This is a genomic window from Puniceibacterium antarcticum (genome assembly GCF_002760615.1).
Classification (GTDB): domain Bacteria; phylum Pseudomonadota; class Alphaproteobacteria; order Rhodobacterales; family Rhodobacteraceae; genus Puniceibacterium; species Puniceibacterium antarcticum.
This window is the reverse complement of sequence record NZ_AWWI01000154.1, coordinates 1-15,504: the sequence shown is the minus strand read 5'-3', so window position 1 is coordinate 15,504 and position 15,504 is coordinate 1. Positions and strand designations below refer to the sequence as shown.

Below are 15,504 nucleotides of genomic sequence, written 5' to 3'. Positions count from 1 at the left end.
TCAAATCACAGATTTGAACGCGCGTGGCGATCGCTCGGTAGCTCAAGACATAGTCGAAACGCTTTAGGGCGCAATACCGCGTCCTTTTCTTACACAGATTGGCCTAAAATTCATGCAGAATCCAGAATGGACGAAACCCGCACTATTGGGTGCAGGGGCCGGCGCAATTGCTCTGGCGATTTTCGGATTCAACTGGGGCGGCTGGGTGACCGGCAGCACAGCATTGTAAATGTCTGACACGCACTCCTCAGCGGCTGTCGCCTCTGCCCTCACACCCTATTGCCTGCGCAACGCGCAGAATGACCCGGGCGCCAGCACTGTGATGGCCGAACTGGCCGCCGCCAGTTCCTATCAGCGTCGCAGCATCGTCGAAGATGCCGGTTGGGCGACCCCCTTGGGCACACAAGATCCGGACCGTGCCTTGGCCGAGTCCTGTCAGGCTGCCCTGAACACCGACGCCTGAAAAGACCTTGCCGACAGGACGCCCCTGTCGGCAAACCTCTCCCGCCTCACTTGGTGCCGAACATCCGGTCCCCGGCATCGCCCAGTCCCGGCACGATATAGCCCTTGTCGTTCAGGCAGCGGTCCAGCGATGCGGTGACAATCGGCACATCCGGGTGCGCCTCTTTCATCCGCGCCACCCCTTCGGGCGCGGCCAGCAGGCACAGGAACCGGATGTTCGTCGCCCCGGCCTTTTTCAGCAGATCAATCGCCGCGACCGAGGAATTGCCGGTCGCCAGCATCGGGTCCACCGCGATCACCAGCCGGTCCTCAAGGCTTTCCGGCACCTTGAAGTAATACTGCACCGGCTGCAGCGTCGCCTCGTCCCGGTAGAGCCCGACAAACCCGATCCGGGCTGACGGTATCAGTTCCAGCACCCCGTCCAGCAGCCCGTTGCCCGCGCGCAGGATCGAAATCAGCGCCAGCTTCTTGCCCGCCAGAACCGGGGCTTCCATTTCCTGCATCGGCGTTTCGATCCGCCGTTTGGTCAGCGGCAGGTCGCGCGTCACCTCATAGGCCAGAAACTGGCTGATCTCGCGCAGCAGCTGGCGGAACACCGCGGTCGAGGTGCCCTTTTCCCGCATCAGCGTCAGCTTATGCTGCACCAGCGGATGAGTGACGATGGTCAGATGCTCGGTCATCAGGTTTCCAGTCTTTTCAGGATCGTTTTTCGGGTCTCTTCATCACAAAAGGCCGCTTCGGCCGCCGTGCGGGTGATCTCGCGCATAACCTCTGCGTCCCATTGGAACGTCTCGGCCAGAGTGACATATTCCTGCCGCATGGTGGTGTGGAAAAACGGCGGATCGTCGGTGGACACGGTCACCTTGACGCCACGCTCGCGCAGCTCGGCAATCGGGTGGGTGGCAAGGTCGGGATAGACGCCCAGCATGACGTTGGACCCCGGGCAGACCTCAAGCACAACGCCGGTCTCGGCCAGCAGATCGACAAGGGCAAGGTCCTCGATTGCCCGCACCCCATGCCCGATGCGCGCCACGCGCAGATCCTCGACAGCGGAACGCACCTCGGACGGGCCGCGCCATTCGCCCGCATGGGTGGTCAGCTGCAGCCCGGCCTCGCGCGCCATGTCAAAGGAATAGGCAAAGTCGCGCAGCTCGCCCCGGTTCTCATCCCCGCCCATGCCGAACCCGACGATCCAGTCGCCTGCCGTCTCGGCCGCGCAGCGTGCGGCGGGTCTGGCCTTGTCCGGGCCGAAATGGCGGATGCAGGTGACGATGCCGCGCAGGGTGATCCCCATATCGCGCTCGGCCTCTGCCGCCGCCTCTTGCATCGCGTGCAGATATTCGCGCCAGGCGCCCAGATCGCCACCGCCGCAGAAATCCGGGCTGATGAAGGTCTCGCAATAGATCACGCCGTTCTTGGCGCAGTCTTCCAGCAGGGCGGTGGTCAGGCGGGCATAATCGCGCGGGGTTTTCAGAACCTCGGTTGCGGCCTCATAGACGCTCAGGAAATGCACAAAATCGCGGTAGGCATAGCTGCCATCTTCGCGGAACACCCCGCTCAGGTTCACCGACTTCTCTTTCGCGAGCCCCCGGATAAAGGCAGGCGGCGCCGCGCCCTCGTGATGCAGGTGCAGTTCGACCTTGGGCAGATCGGCAATGCCTGCCAGATCTTCCTCCGTCAGCGGATCGCGCTCGTCATACCGGCCCATCAGAGAAAGCTCCTTCCCGGGCCCATGGCCCCTACGCCAAGATGCGCCGCGATACTGGCGGCAACATCGGCAAATGCAACCTGACCCAGCGCACCGCACCCGGCCCCGTGGATCAGCACCGGCACACGTTCGCGCGTGTGATCCGTGCCGCTCCACGTCGGGTCATTGCCGTGATCTGCCGTCAGGCACAAGAGGTCGCCGCCGCGCAGCCGCGGGATCAGCCGGCCGATTTCCGCGTCGAACCATTCCAGCGCCCGGGCATAGCCCGACACATCGCGCCTATGCCCCCAAAGGCTGTCGAACTCGACAAAATTGGCGAAGGTCAGACTGCCCTCGGGCGCTGTGTCCACCAGATCACCCAGATGCCCCATCAGCATCTCATCCGTCCCGGTGCGGACCTCATCAATCCCCTGCATCGACAGAATATCGCCGATCTTGCCGATGCCAAAGACCGCCCGCCCCGCATCCTGCACCCAGTTGGTCAGCAGCGGCGCGGGGGGGGTGATTGCATAATCATGCCGGTTTCCGGTGCGCCTGAATGCGCCCTCAGTTCCCACAAAGGGCCGCGCAATCACCCGTCCTACCTTCATCGCATGCAGATGCGGCGCCAGCGCCTTGCAAAGATCATAAAGCCGCTCCAGGCCAAAGACCTCTTCATGCGCCGCGATCTGAAACACCGAATCCGCCGAAGTGTAACAGATCGGCTGGCCGGTGCGCAGATGCTCTGCCCCGAACCGATCGATCATCACCGTGCCCGACCCGTGGCAATTGCCAAGGATCCCCTCGGTCCCCGCCAGCTCACAGCAAATGCGCACAACCTCCTCGGGAAAGGCAGGCAGGGCATCGGGGAAATAATGCCAGTCCCAGGGCACCGGCAGCCCCGCCAGCTCCCAATGGCCCGACGGCGTGTCCTTGCCGCGCGAGGTCTCATTCGCCGCGCCCCAGCGCCCCGCAGGCACAGCCCCCAGCCCGGGGGCCTCAAGGCCCGAGGCGAGCTTCACCGCCGCCCCCAGCCCCAGCCCATCCAGCACCGGCAGGCACAAAGGCCCCGACCGCCCCTCCTCGGCCAGACCCGTCGCACAGGCCTGCGCGATATGGCCCAGCGTATTGGCACCGGTATCGGGCAAATCCCCGTTGAAATATGCCGCCGCATCCGGCGCGCCGCCGATCCCGACGGAATCCATCACCACCAGAAATACACGCATCTCAGCCCCCTTGCCCGAAACAGGGTCCCGGCTTCTTCTCTTTCAAAATACGCCGGGGAGCGCGAGGGGCAGCGCCCCTCGTTCCCGCCGCAGCCACAGGCGCAGAGCCAGACAAAGTCACGCTCACCCAACCCGCTCCCGCACCAGCGGCCCGATCCCGGGCATGGCGCCAATCGTCACCGCCGCCCGCACGGCGCGCACAGCCACATCAGCCGGGGCCGAACGTGCCGCATGCACGCGCGCCAGCGGCTGGCCCTTCACAACCTGCGTGCCCAGCGGCAGCACATCGGACAGGCCGACGCCCGGGTCGATCACATCACCCTCCACCTGCCGCCCTCCACCCAAAGCGACCACAGCCAGCCCCAGCGCCTCGCCGTCGATGGCAGAAATCACACCAGACTCCGGGGCGTGCACTTCCTCGATCACCGTTGCTTCGGGCAGGAACCGCGCCCAGTGCTCGACAAACCCGACCGGCCCGCCCATTGCTGCCACCATCCGCGCGAACCGCTCTGCCGCAGCGCCCGAGGCCAGCACAGCGGCAATCTGCGCCGCCCCCGCCTCCGCCGTTGCACAGAGCCCCGCGCCGTGCAGCAGGGCACCACCCAGCGCCTCACTCAACGCGCCAAGCCGCCCATGCTCCAGCCCCGTCAGCACCCGCAGCGCCGCATCCACCTCCAGCGCATTGCCAAGGGCGGGCGCCAGCGGCTGCGACATGTCGGTGATCAGCGCGATTGTCGGGCAGCCCGCCGCTGTGGCGGTCCCGACCAGCGCCTGCGCCAGTGCGCGCGCCTCTGCGTCGGATTTCATAAACGCGCCAGAGCCGACCTTGACGTCCAGCACCAGCCCCTCCAGCCCCGCCGCCAGCTTTTTCGACAGGATCGAGGCACAGATCAGGTCGAGTGATTCCACCGTTCCCGTCACATCCCGCACTGCATACAGCCGCCGGTCCGCCGGGGCGATATCCGTAGTGGCGCTGACAATCGCACAGCCCGCCCGCGCCACCACATCGCGAAACCGCGCCTCGTCCAGCGTCGTCACCACGCCGGGGATCGCCTCCATCTTGTCCAGCGTGCCGCCGGTATGGCCCAGCCCCCGGCCCGAAATCATCGGCACATAGACCCCGCAGGCGGCCAGCGCGGGCGCCAGCACCAGCGACACGCAATCGCCCACTCCCCCGGTGGAATGTTTGTCCAGCACCGGCGCGTCCAGATCCCAAGCCAGCACGCGCCCGGAATCCCGCATCGCCCGTGTCAGCGCCACACGGCCTGCCTCGGACAATCCGCGCAGGCAGACCCCCATGGCAAAGGCCCCGGCCTGCGCATCGCTGACCCGCCCATTGGCAAGGCCGACCGCAAACCAGCTCAGCGCCTCGGGTGACGGCTCTTCGCCCCGGCGCAGGGCGGCGATGATCCGGCGTGCATCCATCAGGCGGGGTCCATATGGCCCTTGCCAAAGGCCCCGGGCAACAGCTGGCCCAACGTCATCACCTTTTCGACCCCCACGAGGTTGGCAAGGGTCACGACGACGTCCAATCCGGCAAATTCCGCCAGCTTCTGACGGCAGCCACCACAGGGCGGCACGGGTTCAGGGCTGTCGGCGATGACATAGGCCTCGGCGATCAGCGTCTCTCCGGCGGCGATCATCGCGGCAATGGCGCCCGCCTCGGCGCAGGTGCCTTCGGGATAGGCGACGTTTTCCACGTTGCAGCCGGTGAACACCTGCCCGCCGGGGGTGCGCAGCGCCGCCCCCACCTTGAAACCGGAATAGGGCGCATAGGCATTTTCTCGCACGGCGGCGGCAGCATCTCTCAGCGTCATGGCAGGATCCTTTTGTTTGGCGCATTTTGCGAAGCGGGCGCCTGAATTGCAAGGCTCCTGCCGGGGCGGCCTGACACTCACACGGCTGCCACCGAACAGCTTGAGACCACGCAACAGGGATCCGCGCACGCCCATCATCATTTACAAACAGCGCCAAAAACTGCTACGCGCGATCCAGTCCCCTTGCCGGGGCACCAAGTGGTTTAGCCCTGAACCATATTTTCGCACGAGGCCCGCCTATGTCCGACAGCATCCACGACACCCTGCGCAAGGCGGCTCTCGCCTACCATGAATTCCCCAAACCGGGCAAGCTTGAGGTCCGCGCGACCAAGCCGCTGGCCAATGGCCGCGACCTTGCGCTGGCCTATTCCCCCGGCGTGGCCGAGGCCTGTCTTGAGATTCAGGCAGATCCGGCCAATGCCGCGCGGTACACATCGCGCGGCAACCTTGTCGCCGTGGTCAGCAACGGCACCGCCGTTCTGGGCCTTGGCAATATCGGCGCACTGGCGTCCAAACCGGTGATGGAAGGCAAGGCCGTCCTGTTCAAGAAATTCGCCAATATCGACTGTTTCGATATCGAGGTGAACGAAAGCGATCCGGTGAAACTGGCCGAAATCGTCTGCGCGCTGGAACCCACCTTCGGCGCGATCAACCTTGAGGACATCAAGGCGCCCGATTGTTTCATCGTCGAAAAGCTGTGCCGCGAACGGATGAACATCCCGGTTTTTCACGATGACCAGCACGGCACCGCCATCGTTGTGGGTGCTGCCGCCTTCAATGCGCTGCACGTGGCCGGCAAAGCGTTCGAGGACATCAAGATCGTGTCCACAGGCGGCGGCGCGGCCGGCATTGCCTGCCTCAACATGCTGCTGAAACTGGGTGTGAGGCGCGAAAACATCTGGCTTTGTGACGTGCACGGTCTGGTCTATGAGGGCCGCGAGGTCGACATGAACCCGCAAAAGACCGCCTTTGCCCAGGCCACGGACAAGCGCACGCTGGATGACGTGATCGAGGGCGCCGATCTGTTCCTTGGCCTGTCGGGTCCCAATGTGCTGAAACCCGAGATGGTGCAGCGCATGACCTCCCGCCCGATCATCTTTGCCCTGGCCAACCCCAATCCTGAAATCATGCCCGATGTGGCCCGCGCCGTGGCCCCGGATGCAATCATTGCCACCGGCCGGTCGGATTTCCCCAATCAGGTCAACAACGTCCTTTGCTTTCCCTTCATCTTTCGCGGGGCGCTGGATGTGGGCGCCACCACAATCAACGACGAGATGGAAATCGCCTGCGTCGAAGGCATCGCCGCCATGGCCCGCGCCACCACCTCGGCCGAGGCGGCAGCGGTCTATCAGGGGGAGCGGCTGACCTTTGGCGCCGATTACCTGATCCCCAAACCGTTTGACCCGCGCCTGTCCAGCGTTGTCTCCTCGGCTGTGGCCAAGGCGGCGATGGAAACCGGCGTCGCGATGCGGCCGCTGCCGGATCTCAAGGCCTACCGCGCCCAGCTCGATGCCAATGTCTACAAATCCTCCATGCTGATGCGCCCGGTGTTCGAAGCGGCGGCAACCGCCTCGCGCAGTCTGGTCTTTGCCGAGGGCGAGGATGAGCGCGTGCTGCGCGCCGCCCAGGCGATTTTGCAGGAAACCACTGAAAAGCCGATCCTGATCGGGCGCCCCGATGTGATTGCCCAGCGCTGCGAACGCCTTGGCCTTGTGATCCGCCCCGATCAGGATTTCCAAATCGTGAACCCGGAAAACGACCCGCGCTACCGCGATTACTGGGAAAGCTATCACGAGATCATGGCCCGGCGCGGCGTGTCCCCGGACATCGCCCGTGCGATCATGCGCACCAACACCACCGCCATTGCGGCCGTCATGGTCCAGCGCAAGGAAGCCGACAGCATGATCTGCGGCACCTTCGGCGAATACCGCTGGCATCTGAACTATGTGGAGCAGGTGCTAGGTTGTGACGCCCTGAAACCCGTCGGCGCGCTGTCGATGATGATCCTCGAAGACGGGCCGCTGTTCATCGCCGACACCCATGTGCATGTGCATCCAACCCCGCAGCAGCTGGCCGAAACCGCCATCGCCGCCGCCCGCCATGTGCGCCGCTTCGGGCTTGTCCCCAATGTGGCGCTGTGTTCGCAGTCGCAGTTCGGCAATCAGCCCGGCGGCAACCGGTTGCGCGAAGCGATGCAGATTCTGGACGCAGCCCCCCGCGATTTCTGCTACGAGGGCGAAATGAACGTTGATGCGGCGCTGGATGCCGACCTGCGCGCCCGGCTGCTGCCCAGCAACCGCATGAAAGGCGCGGCAAATGTGCTGATCTTCGGCCATGCGGATGCGGCATCAGGGGTGCGCAACATCCTCAAGATGAAAGGGGGCGGGCTAGAGGTAGGACCGCTGCTGATGGGCATGGCCAACCACGCGCATATCGTGACGCCATCAATCACCGCACGCGGGCTGCTGAACATGGCCGCCATCGCCGGCACCCCCGTCGCCGCCTACGGCTGAGACCGCGCCAGAAGAGATTTATGCCTCCGGCGGGGATATTTGAGGGCAGATGAAACCTGGGGAGACTCTCCTGTGTTTCACCTGCTGCCAGGGCGGGGGCGGCGCTTTGCGGATTTGCAAAAATCGCGACATTCTCCGGGAACCCGAATAGAATTGGCTGGTTTGCAAATAAGTGCAGAACTGGCTCGGTGAATATGCAAATTTTCCCGCCCCTCACCCCGCCTGTGACCGGTAACAGCCTTGCCCCAGACCCGTCCCGCTCGTAACCCTGTTACAGGAGCGGGAGGAGACAGATCATGGGTTACAAGGACGTCTATCAGAGCTGGCAGAACGACCCCGAGGCATTCTGGATGCAGGCGGCCGAAGCCATTGACTGGGACAAGAAGCCGTCAAAGGCGCTGTTCGAGCGGGGCAATGACCTCTTTGAGTGGTATGCGGATGGCATGGTCAACACCTGCTGGAACGCGGTCGACCGCCATGTGGTCGCGGGCAACGGCGATCGGGTCGCCCTGATCTATGACAGCCCGATCACCGGCACCCAGTCAAAAACCACCTATGCCCAGCTGCAAAGCCAGACAGCCGCGCTCGCCGGGGCCTTGCGCGCCAAAGGCATCGACAAGGGCGACCGCGTCATCATCTACATGCCCATGGTGCCCGAGGCGATTGTCGCCATGCTGGCCTGCGCGCGGATCGGTGCCATCCATTCCGTGGTCTTTGGTGGCTTTGCCGCGCACGAACTTGCCGTACGCATCGACGATGCCCGACCCAAGGCGATCCTTGCCGCCTCTTGCGGGATCGAACCGGGGCGGGTGATTCCCTACAAGCCCCTGATTGACGGTGCCATTGACCAATCCCGCCACAAACCCGAATTCACCGTGATTCTGCAGCGCGAACACGGCCTCGCTGACCTGCGCGACGGCGTTGATTTCGACTGGCATGCCTTTCAGAACGGCGCGACCCCGGCGGAATGCCTGCCGGTCGAGGGCACGCACCCGGCCTATATCCTCTACACCTCGGGCACGACCGGCGCGCCCAAGGGCGTCGTGCGCCCCACCGGCGGCCATCTGGTGGCGCTGAACTGGACCATGAAGAATGTCTACAACGTCAACCCGGGCGAGGTGTTCTGGGCCGCCTCGGATGTGGGCTGGGTCGTGGGGCATTCCTACATCTGCTACGGACCGCTGATCCACGGCAACACTTCCGTGGTGTTCGAGGGCAAGCCAGTCGGCACCCCCGATGCGGGCACCTTCTGGCGGGTGATCGCCGAGCATGGCGTCAAAAGTTTCTTCACCGCCCCCACAGCCTTTCGCGCGGTCAAACGCGACGATCCCAAGGGCGTATTCCTCAAACAGCATGACATCAGCGGGCTGCGCGCGATCTATCTGGCGGGTGAACGGGCGGATCCCGACACCATCGAATGGATGCAGAACCTGACCGGCAAACCCGTCTATGACCATTGGTGGCAGACCGAAACCGGTTACACCATCGCCGGAAACCCGGTCGGGATCGAGGCGCTGCCAGTCAAGATCGGCTCGCCCACCGTGGCGATGCCCGGCTATGACGTGCATATCCTCGACGAAGGCGGGCACGAGGTCCCACCCGGCACCCTGGGCGCCATCGCGATCAAGCTGCCCCTGCCCCCCGGCACCCTACCGACGCTCTGGAATGCCGAAGACCGGTTCCGCAAATCCTACCTCTCTCACTTCCCCGGCTATTACGAAACCGGCGATGCCGGGATGAAGGATGCGGATGGCTACCTCTGGATCATGGCGCGCACCGATGACGTGATCAACGTCGCGGGCCACCGCCTGTCCACCGGCGGCATGGAAGAGGTGCTTGCCGCCCATCCGGACGTGGCCGAATGCGCGGTGATCGGTGTAGCGGATGACCTCAAGGGCCAGCTGCCCATGGGCTTTGTCTGCCTGACCAAAGGCGTGAACCGCCCCCATGACGAAATCACAAGGGAATGCATCAAGCTGGTGCGCGACCAGATCGGCCCGGTCGCAGCGTTCAAGCTTTGTGCCGTGGTGGACCGCCTGCCCAAGACACGCTCGGGCAAGATCCTGCGTCGCACCATGGTTCAGATCGCCGACGGAGAGGCCTATAAAATGCCCGCAACCATCGACGATCCGGCCATTCTGGACGAGATCCGGGGCACGCTGCAAACGCTGGGCTATGCCAAAGAGCGTCAGCCCTCGTAAAGCTCCAGCGGCAGGCCGTCGGGGTCCTGAAAAAACGTGAACCGCCTGCTGGTCAGCGCGTCGGTCCGCACCGGCTCAACCGGCACGCCCTGCGCCTCAAGCGCCGCCTTGGCCGCGTCCACATCGGGCACTACAAACGCCAGATGCCGCAAACCCTGCGCCTCGGGGTGCGAGGGGCGTTCAGGCGCGCCGGGAAAGCTGAACAGCTCGATCTGGCCGCCGCCGGGCACGGCAAGGTCCAGCTTCCAGCTGTCCCGCGCGGCGCGGTAGGTTTCAGCGATCACCGTCAGGCCCAGCGTTTCAGTATAAAACGCCTTGCTGCGCGGATAATCCGCACAGATCAGCGCCACATGATGCAGCCCGCGAAACTTCAGCATCCCAGTCTCCAGCCTGTGTCCATGCCCTGATTAGCGCGCCCCGGCAGGGTCTGCCAGAGGGTCAGGCCTGATGCGCATGCTCATGGTGATCGTTGTGATCATGCCCGCCATGATCCGTCATGCGCGGGTCCATCATACCCTCTTTCACGCCAAAATGGATCAGCAGCAGGTTTACGGGATAGGCCGCAACCAGACCGCAGCTCAGCGACACGATCAGCGCGGACCAGAACCGGATATCTCCCATATGTGCGCTGCCCGCCAGCCAGAGGCTGACCCCGATGGCCGTCACCTCCATCACGGTGATCGACGGCGTTTCGGCCAGAAACGCCTCCCACAGGGCTTTGCGCAGGGGCACACCGTCCTGCATCAGCGGGCCGACCGTCAGCGCATAGCCAAAGACATAGGCCAGCAGGAACGTGACCACCGACACCCAGAGATTGCCCAGCGACAGCAGACCCGCCGTCAGGATCACCCCGGTAATCTCCCCAAGTCCGCAGCCGGAATAACAATGCGCGACCGACCGAAAGGCCCGGCGCGGCAGGCTGTCGGTGGCAATTTCCTTGCGACCCGACCAGCGATAGATCAGCAGACCGATGGGCCCCGAATAAAGTACGGTCAGGGCCCAGACCACTTTCATAAGGCTCATCAGATGGGCGTTTCTGCCGCGCAGATCGTAGATCACCCAAATGAGCGAGGGGATCATCAGGGCGAACCACAGCAGGAGAAAATCCTGACTGTCGATAAAGGCGCGTAACATATCCATCCAGATATCCCTTCCGCAGGAAAACGCGGCGCGGCGGGCCCTTGTTCCAAAGCCCGCACATTTACCCAAGAGGTTTCAGGAAAACTCTTGGGTAAATTTTTCTGAAAAATTTTGATCGCGACCCCTGAAGGCCTCAGGCTCAGACGAACTGTTCCTGCAACAGCCGCTCTTCCAGCCCATGGCCGGGGTCGAACATCACCCGGTGTTCGATGCTGGGTTCCGAGCGGATGTCCACCTGCACCACATCGCGCACTGAGCGGGCATCGGCCTCTGCCATCACCGGGCGCTTGGCCGGATCCAGCACCTCAAACCGCACCTCGGCGGTGTTGGGAAGCAGGGCACCCCGCCAGCGCCGTGGGCGAAAGGCCGACATCGCCGTCAGCGCCAGCACATCCGATCCGATCGGCAGGATCGCCCCATGGGCGGAATAGTTGTAGGCGGTCGATCCCGCCGGGGTCGACACCAGCGCGCCGTCGCAGACCAGTTCCGCCATCCGCAGCCGTCCATCCACCGAAATCCGCAACCGCGCCGCCTGTGGCCCGGCGCGCAGCAGCGACACCTCGTTGATGGCTAGTTCGCGGTGCACCGTCCCGTCCATCGTCACCGCATTCATCGACAGCGGGTTGATCACCGTTTCTTCCGCCGCCTCCAGCCGCTCTGTCAGCCCGTAATCGGAATATTCGTTCATCAGAAAGCCGACCGTGCCGCGGTTCATGCCATAGACCGGCAGGCCCAGCTTTTGCGTCCGGTGCAACGTGTGCAGCATGAAACCATCGCCGCCCAGCGCCACGATCACGTCCGCGCCGTCTTCGGCATGATCGCCATATTGCCGCGTCAGCGATTCCCGCGCCGCCTGGGCCATCGGTGCCGTGCTCGCAGCAAAGGCTATTCGTAGCGACATGATGTTCCCCGACAAAGTTTTCGTTTCCGAAACAACCACATGTTGCCTGTCGGCGCCAGCGTCCAGCCGGTATTAAGACTCCAGCACGACTTTACACACTTTGCCTGAGCCATAGTTTCCGATAGGAAAGCTCTCAGAAACACCTCAAAATCACATTGGAGGCCCTGCCATGAATGCCCCGCACCGCGATAACGGCTTTTTCACCGACTCCCTCGCCCAGCGCGATCCCGAACTTTATGCATCCGTGCGTGACGAACTGGGCCGCCAGCGCGACGAGATCGAGCTGATCGCCTCGGAAAACATCGTCTCTGCCGCCGTGATGGAAGCGCAGGGGTCGGTCATGACCAACAAATATGCCGAAGGCTATCCGGGCCGCCGCTACTATGGCGGCTGCCAGTTCGTCGATGTGGCCGAAAACCTCGCCATCGACCGCGCAAAGCAGCTGTTCGGCTGTGGCTTTGCCAACGTCCAGCCGAATTCGGGCAGCCAGGCCAATCAGGGCGTGTTTCAGGCCCTGCTGAAACCGGGCGACACCATCCTTGGCATGTCGCTGGATGCGGGCGGTCACCTGACCCACGGTGCCGCGCCGAACCAGTCGGGCAAATGGTTCAACGCCATCCAGTACGGCGTGCGCCGTGACACGCTGGACATCGACTATGACCAGATCGCCGCCCTCGCCGCTGAACACAAACCGGCGATGATCATTGCCGGCGGCTCTGCCATCCCGCGCAAGATCGATTTTGCGAAATTCCGCGAGATTGCCGATTCCGTCGGCGCATACCTGCTCGCGGACGTGGCGCACTTTGCCGGCCTCATCGCGGCGGGCGAATATCCCGACCCCTTCCCGCATGTGCATGTGGCCACCACCACCACGCACAAGACCCTGCGCGGCCCGCGCGGCGGCATGATCCTCACCAATGACGAGGCGATGGCCAAGAAATTCAACTCGGCCATCTTCCCGGGCATTCAGGGTGGCCCGCTGATGCATGTCATCGCGGGGAAAGCCGTGGCGTTCGGAGAGGCGCTGCGCCCCGATTTCAAGGTCTATATCAAGCAGGTGATCGCCAATGCTCAGGCGCTGGCCGATCAGCTGCACAAGGGCGGGCTAGAGACCGTGACCCACGGCACCGACAGCCACATCGTTCTGGTTGACCTGCGCCCCAAGGGCGTCAAAGGCAATGCCACGGACAAGGCACTGGGCCGCGCGCACATCACCTGCAACAAGAACGGCGTGCCGTTTGACGAGGAAAAGCCGACGGTGACCAGCGGCATCCGCCTCGGCTCACCCGCCGGTACCACCCGTGGCTTTGGTGAGGCTGAATTCCGCCAGATCGCCGACTGGATCAACGAGGTCGTCGATGGCCTTGCCGCAAATGGCGAAGACGGCAACGGCGCGGTCGAGGAAAAGGTCCGCGGCGAAGTGGCCGAGCTTTGCGCCCGCTTCCCGCTCTACCCGAACCTCTGAGCACTAAAGCGTCCCGTCTTAAACTTGAACCGCTTGTGCGCTGTCTGTCGGCTGCGCCTCCAACGCGAAAAGCGATAAGTGTGTTTCAGGTTAAATGGCGGGGCGCCATAGGCCGCAAGGCCTTGATGCGCAGTGAACAGGCCCTGTCGGCGTAACCGTCGGCAGGGCTTTTGTTTGGCAGCCGACAAGAGAATTGGCCCGCGTTCACATCCAGCTGACAGGTGACTCCTTTTGGGGGAAGCTGCGCGGCAGATAGATCACCACCCTCGTTCCTTTCGCACCCGAACTGATGCCAAGCCCACCGCCCAGATCCCGCGCGACTCCCAAAACCACGGACAGCCCCAGACCGGTGCCCTTGCCCACCGGTTTTGTGGTGAAGAACGGCTCAATCACATGCGGCAGTATCTTTGGCACAATGCCCTCGCCCGTATCCTCGACGGTGATGGCCACATGCGAACTTGCGATCAAAAACGTCCCGTCCGCCAGCGATACCGGCCCGCGCGGTGGGACCGCATGGACACCGATCACCAGCTCGCCGCCGCCAGGCATCGCATCCACGGAATTCACCACAAGATTGATGATCGCAATCGTCAGCTGCTTGCGGTCGGCCTGCACATACAACGGCTCTCCGGCATGGCGCCGCTCAACATGAATAATGTCAGTGATCAGCCCATCAGGGCGCCGCAGGATATCATCCAGCAGCGCACCACATTCCAACACCTCCAGCCGCATCGGTTCCCTGCGGGCATAGGCCATCAGCTGCCGGACCGTCCGCGCAGCCTCGGTTGCGGCAATCTGCGCTGTGTCCAGATTGGCTTCGCGCTCTGCCGGATCCGGCATTTCGCGCAGCAGTTCGAGACTGCCCAGAATGGCCGTCAGCTTGTTGTTGAAATCATGCGCGACGCCCCCGGCCAGCTGCCCGACTGCGGCCATCTTCTGCGCTTGCGACGACCGTCGCGCCGATTCTTCGGCCGCCAACCGCTGGCGCCGTGCCACCCGAAGCGCCTGGGCGAAATACCCCACCAGCGACAGTCCAGCGACAAGGACCCCCGCCCTGCCCAAAGGATATTCCAGATCGGGCATCAGCCTCAGCAGCAGGCTGGTGATGAAGCCCCCCACAATGAACACCTCACCGATGACCATGAAACGGCTCGTGTCGCTGCGCCGCACCAGAAACACCAGAATGCTGCCGATCAACGCAGCACCGATGATCTCAAGCGCCTTGTCTTTCTGGCCGACCAGATAGGTCGGCATCCAGAGATAGCTGATCAGCACGAGCAGAAACAGAATCCCGCTCCACACCATGTCACTATTCCCGATCTTTCCGGGTCCGGACAGGATTCGTCCCTTCAGAAACAGGAAATAGGCAAGATGCGTGGCCCCGAACCCCAGCCCCCAGAACAGGGCCATGGTCCATTCGGTGTAAAAATACAGGGCCACGGACCCGCCCAGAACACCGAGCAACCGCAACACCAGCTCCGGCCTGTCGCCGTACTCCAGCTCATAAAGCCGGTTGATCTCATCCTTGTAGTCGAATTGCGATTCTGAACTTAGCTCGACCGGCACCTGCTCTCCTCTGCAACAAGCATTCCTCGAAAGAATACCCAATTTCATATGTCTTTGAATGTTTTTTCACCGTGAAAAATGTGTCTGGACCAATGCGGCATGAAAAGTCCGTCCTCAGCACGCCAACTGAACATAATATATTTCCTTATCAGTAGGTTAGTGTGGTTCCGATTTGCCACTTACAACGCGCCCATCTTTTCAGACTCAATCTAGGGGCGAAGCTGTCAATCCGGGTTCAATTCTGACCTGAGGCGCTTTGCTCTCAGCCTCTGGTCTGGAAAGCGGTGCACCAGTCAGCTGAATCGCTGCGGGACTCTGACGATCCACTGACAGGAGTGCGTTGCGCGTTAATGTCATGAGAAGTTGGTTCGATCCCGAGATGAACTGGCATGCCAGAACTTCCGGCAAGAGGAGCGGGCCGTGGACATTCAGCATGGAGCCGGATCGGGAAACCGTCCAGAGGGTTCGTTTCAGCCCTGAACGGGCGGGGCCCCGGTCGTGTTCGGGATGGTGCCTCGGCAGACGA

Annotated in this window: 13 protein-coding genes; 4 read left to right on the top strand and 9 right to left on the bottom strand. The window is 63.1% G+C overall.

Features of this window, described 5'->3' with window-relative positions; translation table 11 throughout:
- The first annotated feature begins 229 nt into the window (after window positions 1-229).
- Window positions 230-463 (top strand): hypothetical protein, encoded by a 234-nt coding sequence (locus P775_RS21925; protein WP_218967749.1) that lies wholly within the window; start codon window positions 230-232, stop codon window positions 461-463.
- 46 nt (window positions 464-509) lie between these two features.
- On the opposite strand, the gene upp is transcribed toward P775_RS21925, so the two are convergent.
- From upp to P775_RS21900, 5 genes are all read right to left on the bottom strand, one after another.
- A complete protein-coding gene (gene upp / locus P775_RS21920; RefSeq protein WP_099912984.1) occupies window positions 510-1,142 on the bottom strand; it encodes a uracil phosphoribosyltransferase in 633 nt (210 codons plus the stop codon).
- Entirely contained in the window at window positions 1,142-2,170 is a 1,029-nt protein-coding gene (locus P775_RS21915) for an adenosine deaminase (protein ID WP_099912983.1), read from the bottom strand. Before P775_RS21915 ends, upp begins: the two co-directional genes overlap by 1 nt.
- Window positions 2,170-3,375 carry a phosphopentomutase gene (locus P775_RS21910; protein WP_099912982.1) on the bottom strand — a complete coding sequence of 402 codons (1,206 nt, stop codon included), beginning with the start codon at window positions 3,373-3,375 and terminating at the stop codon, window positions 2,170-2,172. Before P775_RS21910 ends, P775_RS21915 begins: the two co-directional genes overlap by 1 nt.
- A 123-nt stretch (window positions 3,376-3,498) precedes the next feature.
- The gene (locus tag P775_RS21905; protein WP_180287533.1) at window positions 3,499-4,800 is read right to left on the bottom strand and encodes a thymidine phosphorylase; all 1,302 of its coding nucleotides are present in this window, start codon (window positions 4,798-4,800) and stop codon (window positions 3,499-3,501) included.
- Window positions 4,800-5,327, bottom strand: coding sequence for a cytidine deaminase (locus P775_RS21900; protein WP_099912980.1), 528 nt, complete (start codon window positions 5,325-5,327; stop codon window positions 4,800-4,802). The genes P775_RS21905 and P775_RS21900 overlap by 1 nt, the downstream gene beginning before the upstream one ends.
- Window positions 5,328-5,431: 104 nt before the next feature.
- Here P775_RS21900 and P775_RS21895 point away from each other — a divergent pair, with 104 nt between their 5' ends.
- Window positions 5,432-7,705 (top strand): NADP-dependent malic enzyme, encoded by a 2,274-nt coding sequence (locus P775_RS21895; RefSeq protein WP_099912979.1) that lies wholly within the window; start codon window positions 5,432-5,434, stop codon window positions 7,703-7,705.
- A 296-nt stretch (window positions 7,706-8,001) separates the two neighbouring features.
- Window positions 8,002-9,906: a propionyl-CoA synthetase gene (locus P775_RS21890; RefSeq protein WP_099912978.1), complete on the top strand. Its 1,905-nt coding sequence runs from the start codon at window positions 8,002-8,004 to the stop codon at window positions 9,904-9,906.
- Here P775_RS21890 and gloA2 read toward each other — a convergent pair.
- From gloA2 to P775_RS21875, 3 genes are all read right to left on the bottom strand, one after another.
- Window positions 9,894-10,283, bottom strand: a complete 390-nt coding sequence (gene gloA2 / locus P775_RS21885) for an SMU1112c/YaeR family gloxylase I-like metalloprotein (RefSeq protein WP_099912977.1) — start codon at window positions 10,281-10,283, stop codon at window positions 9,894-9,896. The genes P775_RS21890 and gloA2 overlap by 13 nt on opposite strands.
- Window positions 10,284-10,344: 61 nt before the next feature.
- A complete protein-coding gene (locus P775_RS21880) occupies window positions 10,345-11,046 on the bottom strand; it encodes a DUF4396 domain-containing protein (RefSeq protein WP_099912976.1) in 702 nt (233 codons plus the stop codon).
- 139 nt (window positions 11,047-11,185) lie between these two features.
- Entirely contained in the window at window positions 11,186-11,947 is a 762-nt protein-coding gene (locus P775_RS21875; RefSeq protein ID WP_099913000.1) for an NAD kinase, read from the bottom strand.
- Window positions 11,948-12,116: 169 nt separating this feature from the next.
- Here P775_RS21875 and glyA point away from each other — a divergent pair, with 169 nt between their 5' ends.
- Window positions 12,117-13,412: a serine hydroxymethyltransferase gene (gene glyA, locus P775_RS21870; RefSeq protein WP_099912975.1), complete on the top strand. Its 1,296-nt coding sequence runs from the start codon at window positions 12,117-12,119 to the stop codon at window positions 13,410-13,412.
- A gap of 204 nt (window positions 13,413-13,616) precedes the next feature.
- Here the strand turns inward: glyA and P775_RS21865 are convergent, their stop codons facing one another.
- On the bottom strand, window positions 13,617-14,978 hold the full coding sequence (locus P775_RS21865; protein ID WP_180287532.1) for a sensor histidine kinase: 1,362 nt from the start codon (window positions 14,976-14,978) through the stop codon (window positions 13,617-13,619).
- Between the last annotated feature and the right edge of the window lie 526 nt (window positions 14,979-15,504).

Bases quoted from the DNA above. Each gene is read 5' to 3' on its own strand.
- P775_RS21925 (WP_218967749.1), top strand. From the start codon at position 230: ATGTCTGACACGCACTCCTCAGCGGCTGTCGCCTCTGCCCTCACACCC.
- upp (WP_099912984.1), bottom strand. From the start codon at position 1,142: ATGACCGAGCATCTGACCATCGTCACTCATCCGCTGGTGCAGCATAAG.
- P775_RS21915 (WP_099912983.1), bottom strand. From the start codon at position 2,170: ATGGGCCGGTATGACGAGCGCGATCCGCTGACGGAGGAAGATCTGGCA.
- P775_RS21910 (WP_099912982.1), bottom strand. From the start codon at position 3,375: ATGCGTGTATTTCTGGTGGTGATGGATTCCGTCGGGATCGGCGGCGCG.
- P775_RS21905 (WP_180287533.1), bottom strand. From the start codon at position 4,800: ATGGATGCACGCCGGATCATCGCCGCCCTGCGCCGGGGCGAAGAGCCG.
- P775_RS21900 (WP_099912980.1), bottom strand. From the start codon at position 5,327: ATGGGCGTGCGCGGATCCCTGTTGCGTGGTCTCAAGCTGTTCGGTGGC.
- P775_RS21895 (WP_099912979.1), top strand. From the start codon at position 5,432: ATGTCCGACAGCATCCACGACACCCTGCGCAAGGCGGCTCTCGCCTAC.
- P775_RS21890 (WP_099912978.1), top strand. From the start codon at position 8,002: ATGGGTTACAAGGACGTCTATCAGAGCTGGCAGAACGACCCCGAGGCA.
- gloA2 (WP_099912977.1), bottom strand. From the start codon at position 10,283: ATGCTGAAGTTTCGCGGGCTGCATCATGTGGCGCTGATCTGTGCGGAT.
- P775_RS21880 (WP_099912976.1), bottom strand. From the start codon at position 11,046: ATGGATATGTTACGCGCCTTTATCGACAGTCAGGATTTTCTCCTGCTG.
- P775_RS21875 (WP_099913000.1), bottom strand. From the start codon at position 11,947: ATGTCGCTACGAATAGCCTTTGCTGCGAGCACGGCACCGATGGCCCAG.
- glyA (WP_099912975.1), top strand. From the start codon at position 12,117: ATGAATGCCCCGCACCGCGATAACGGCTTTTTCACCGACTCCCTCGCC.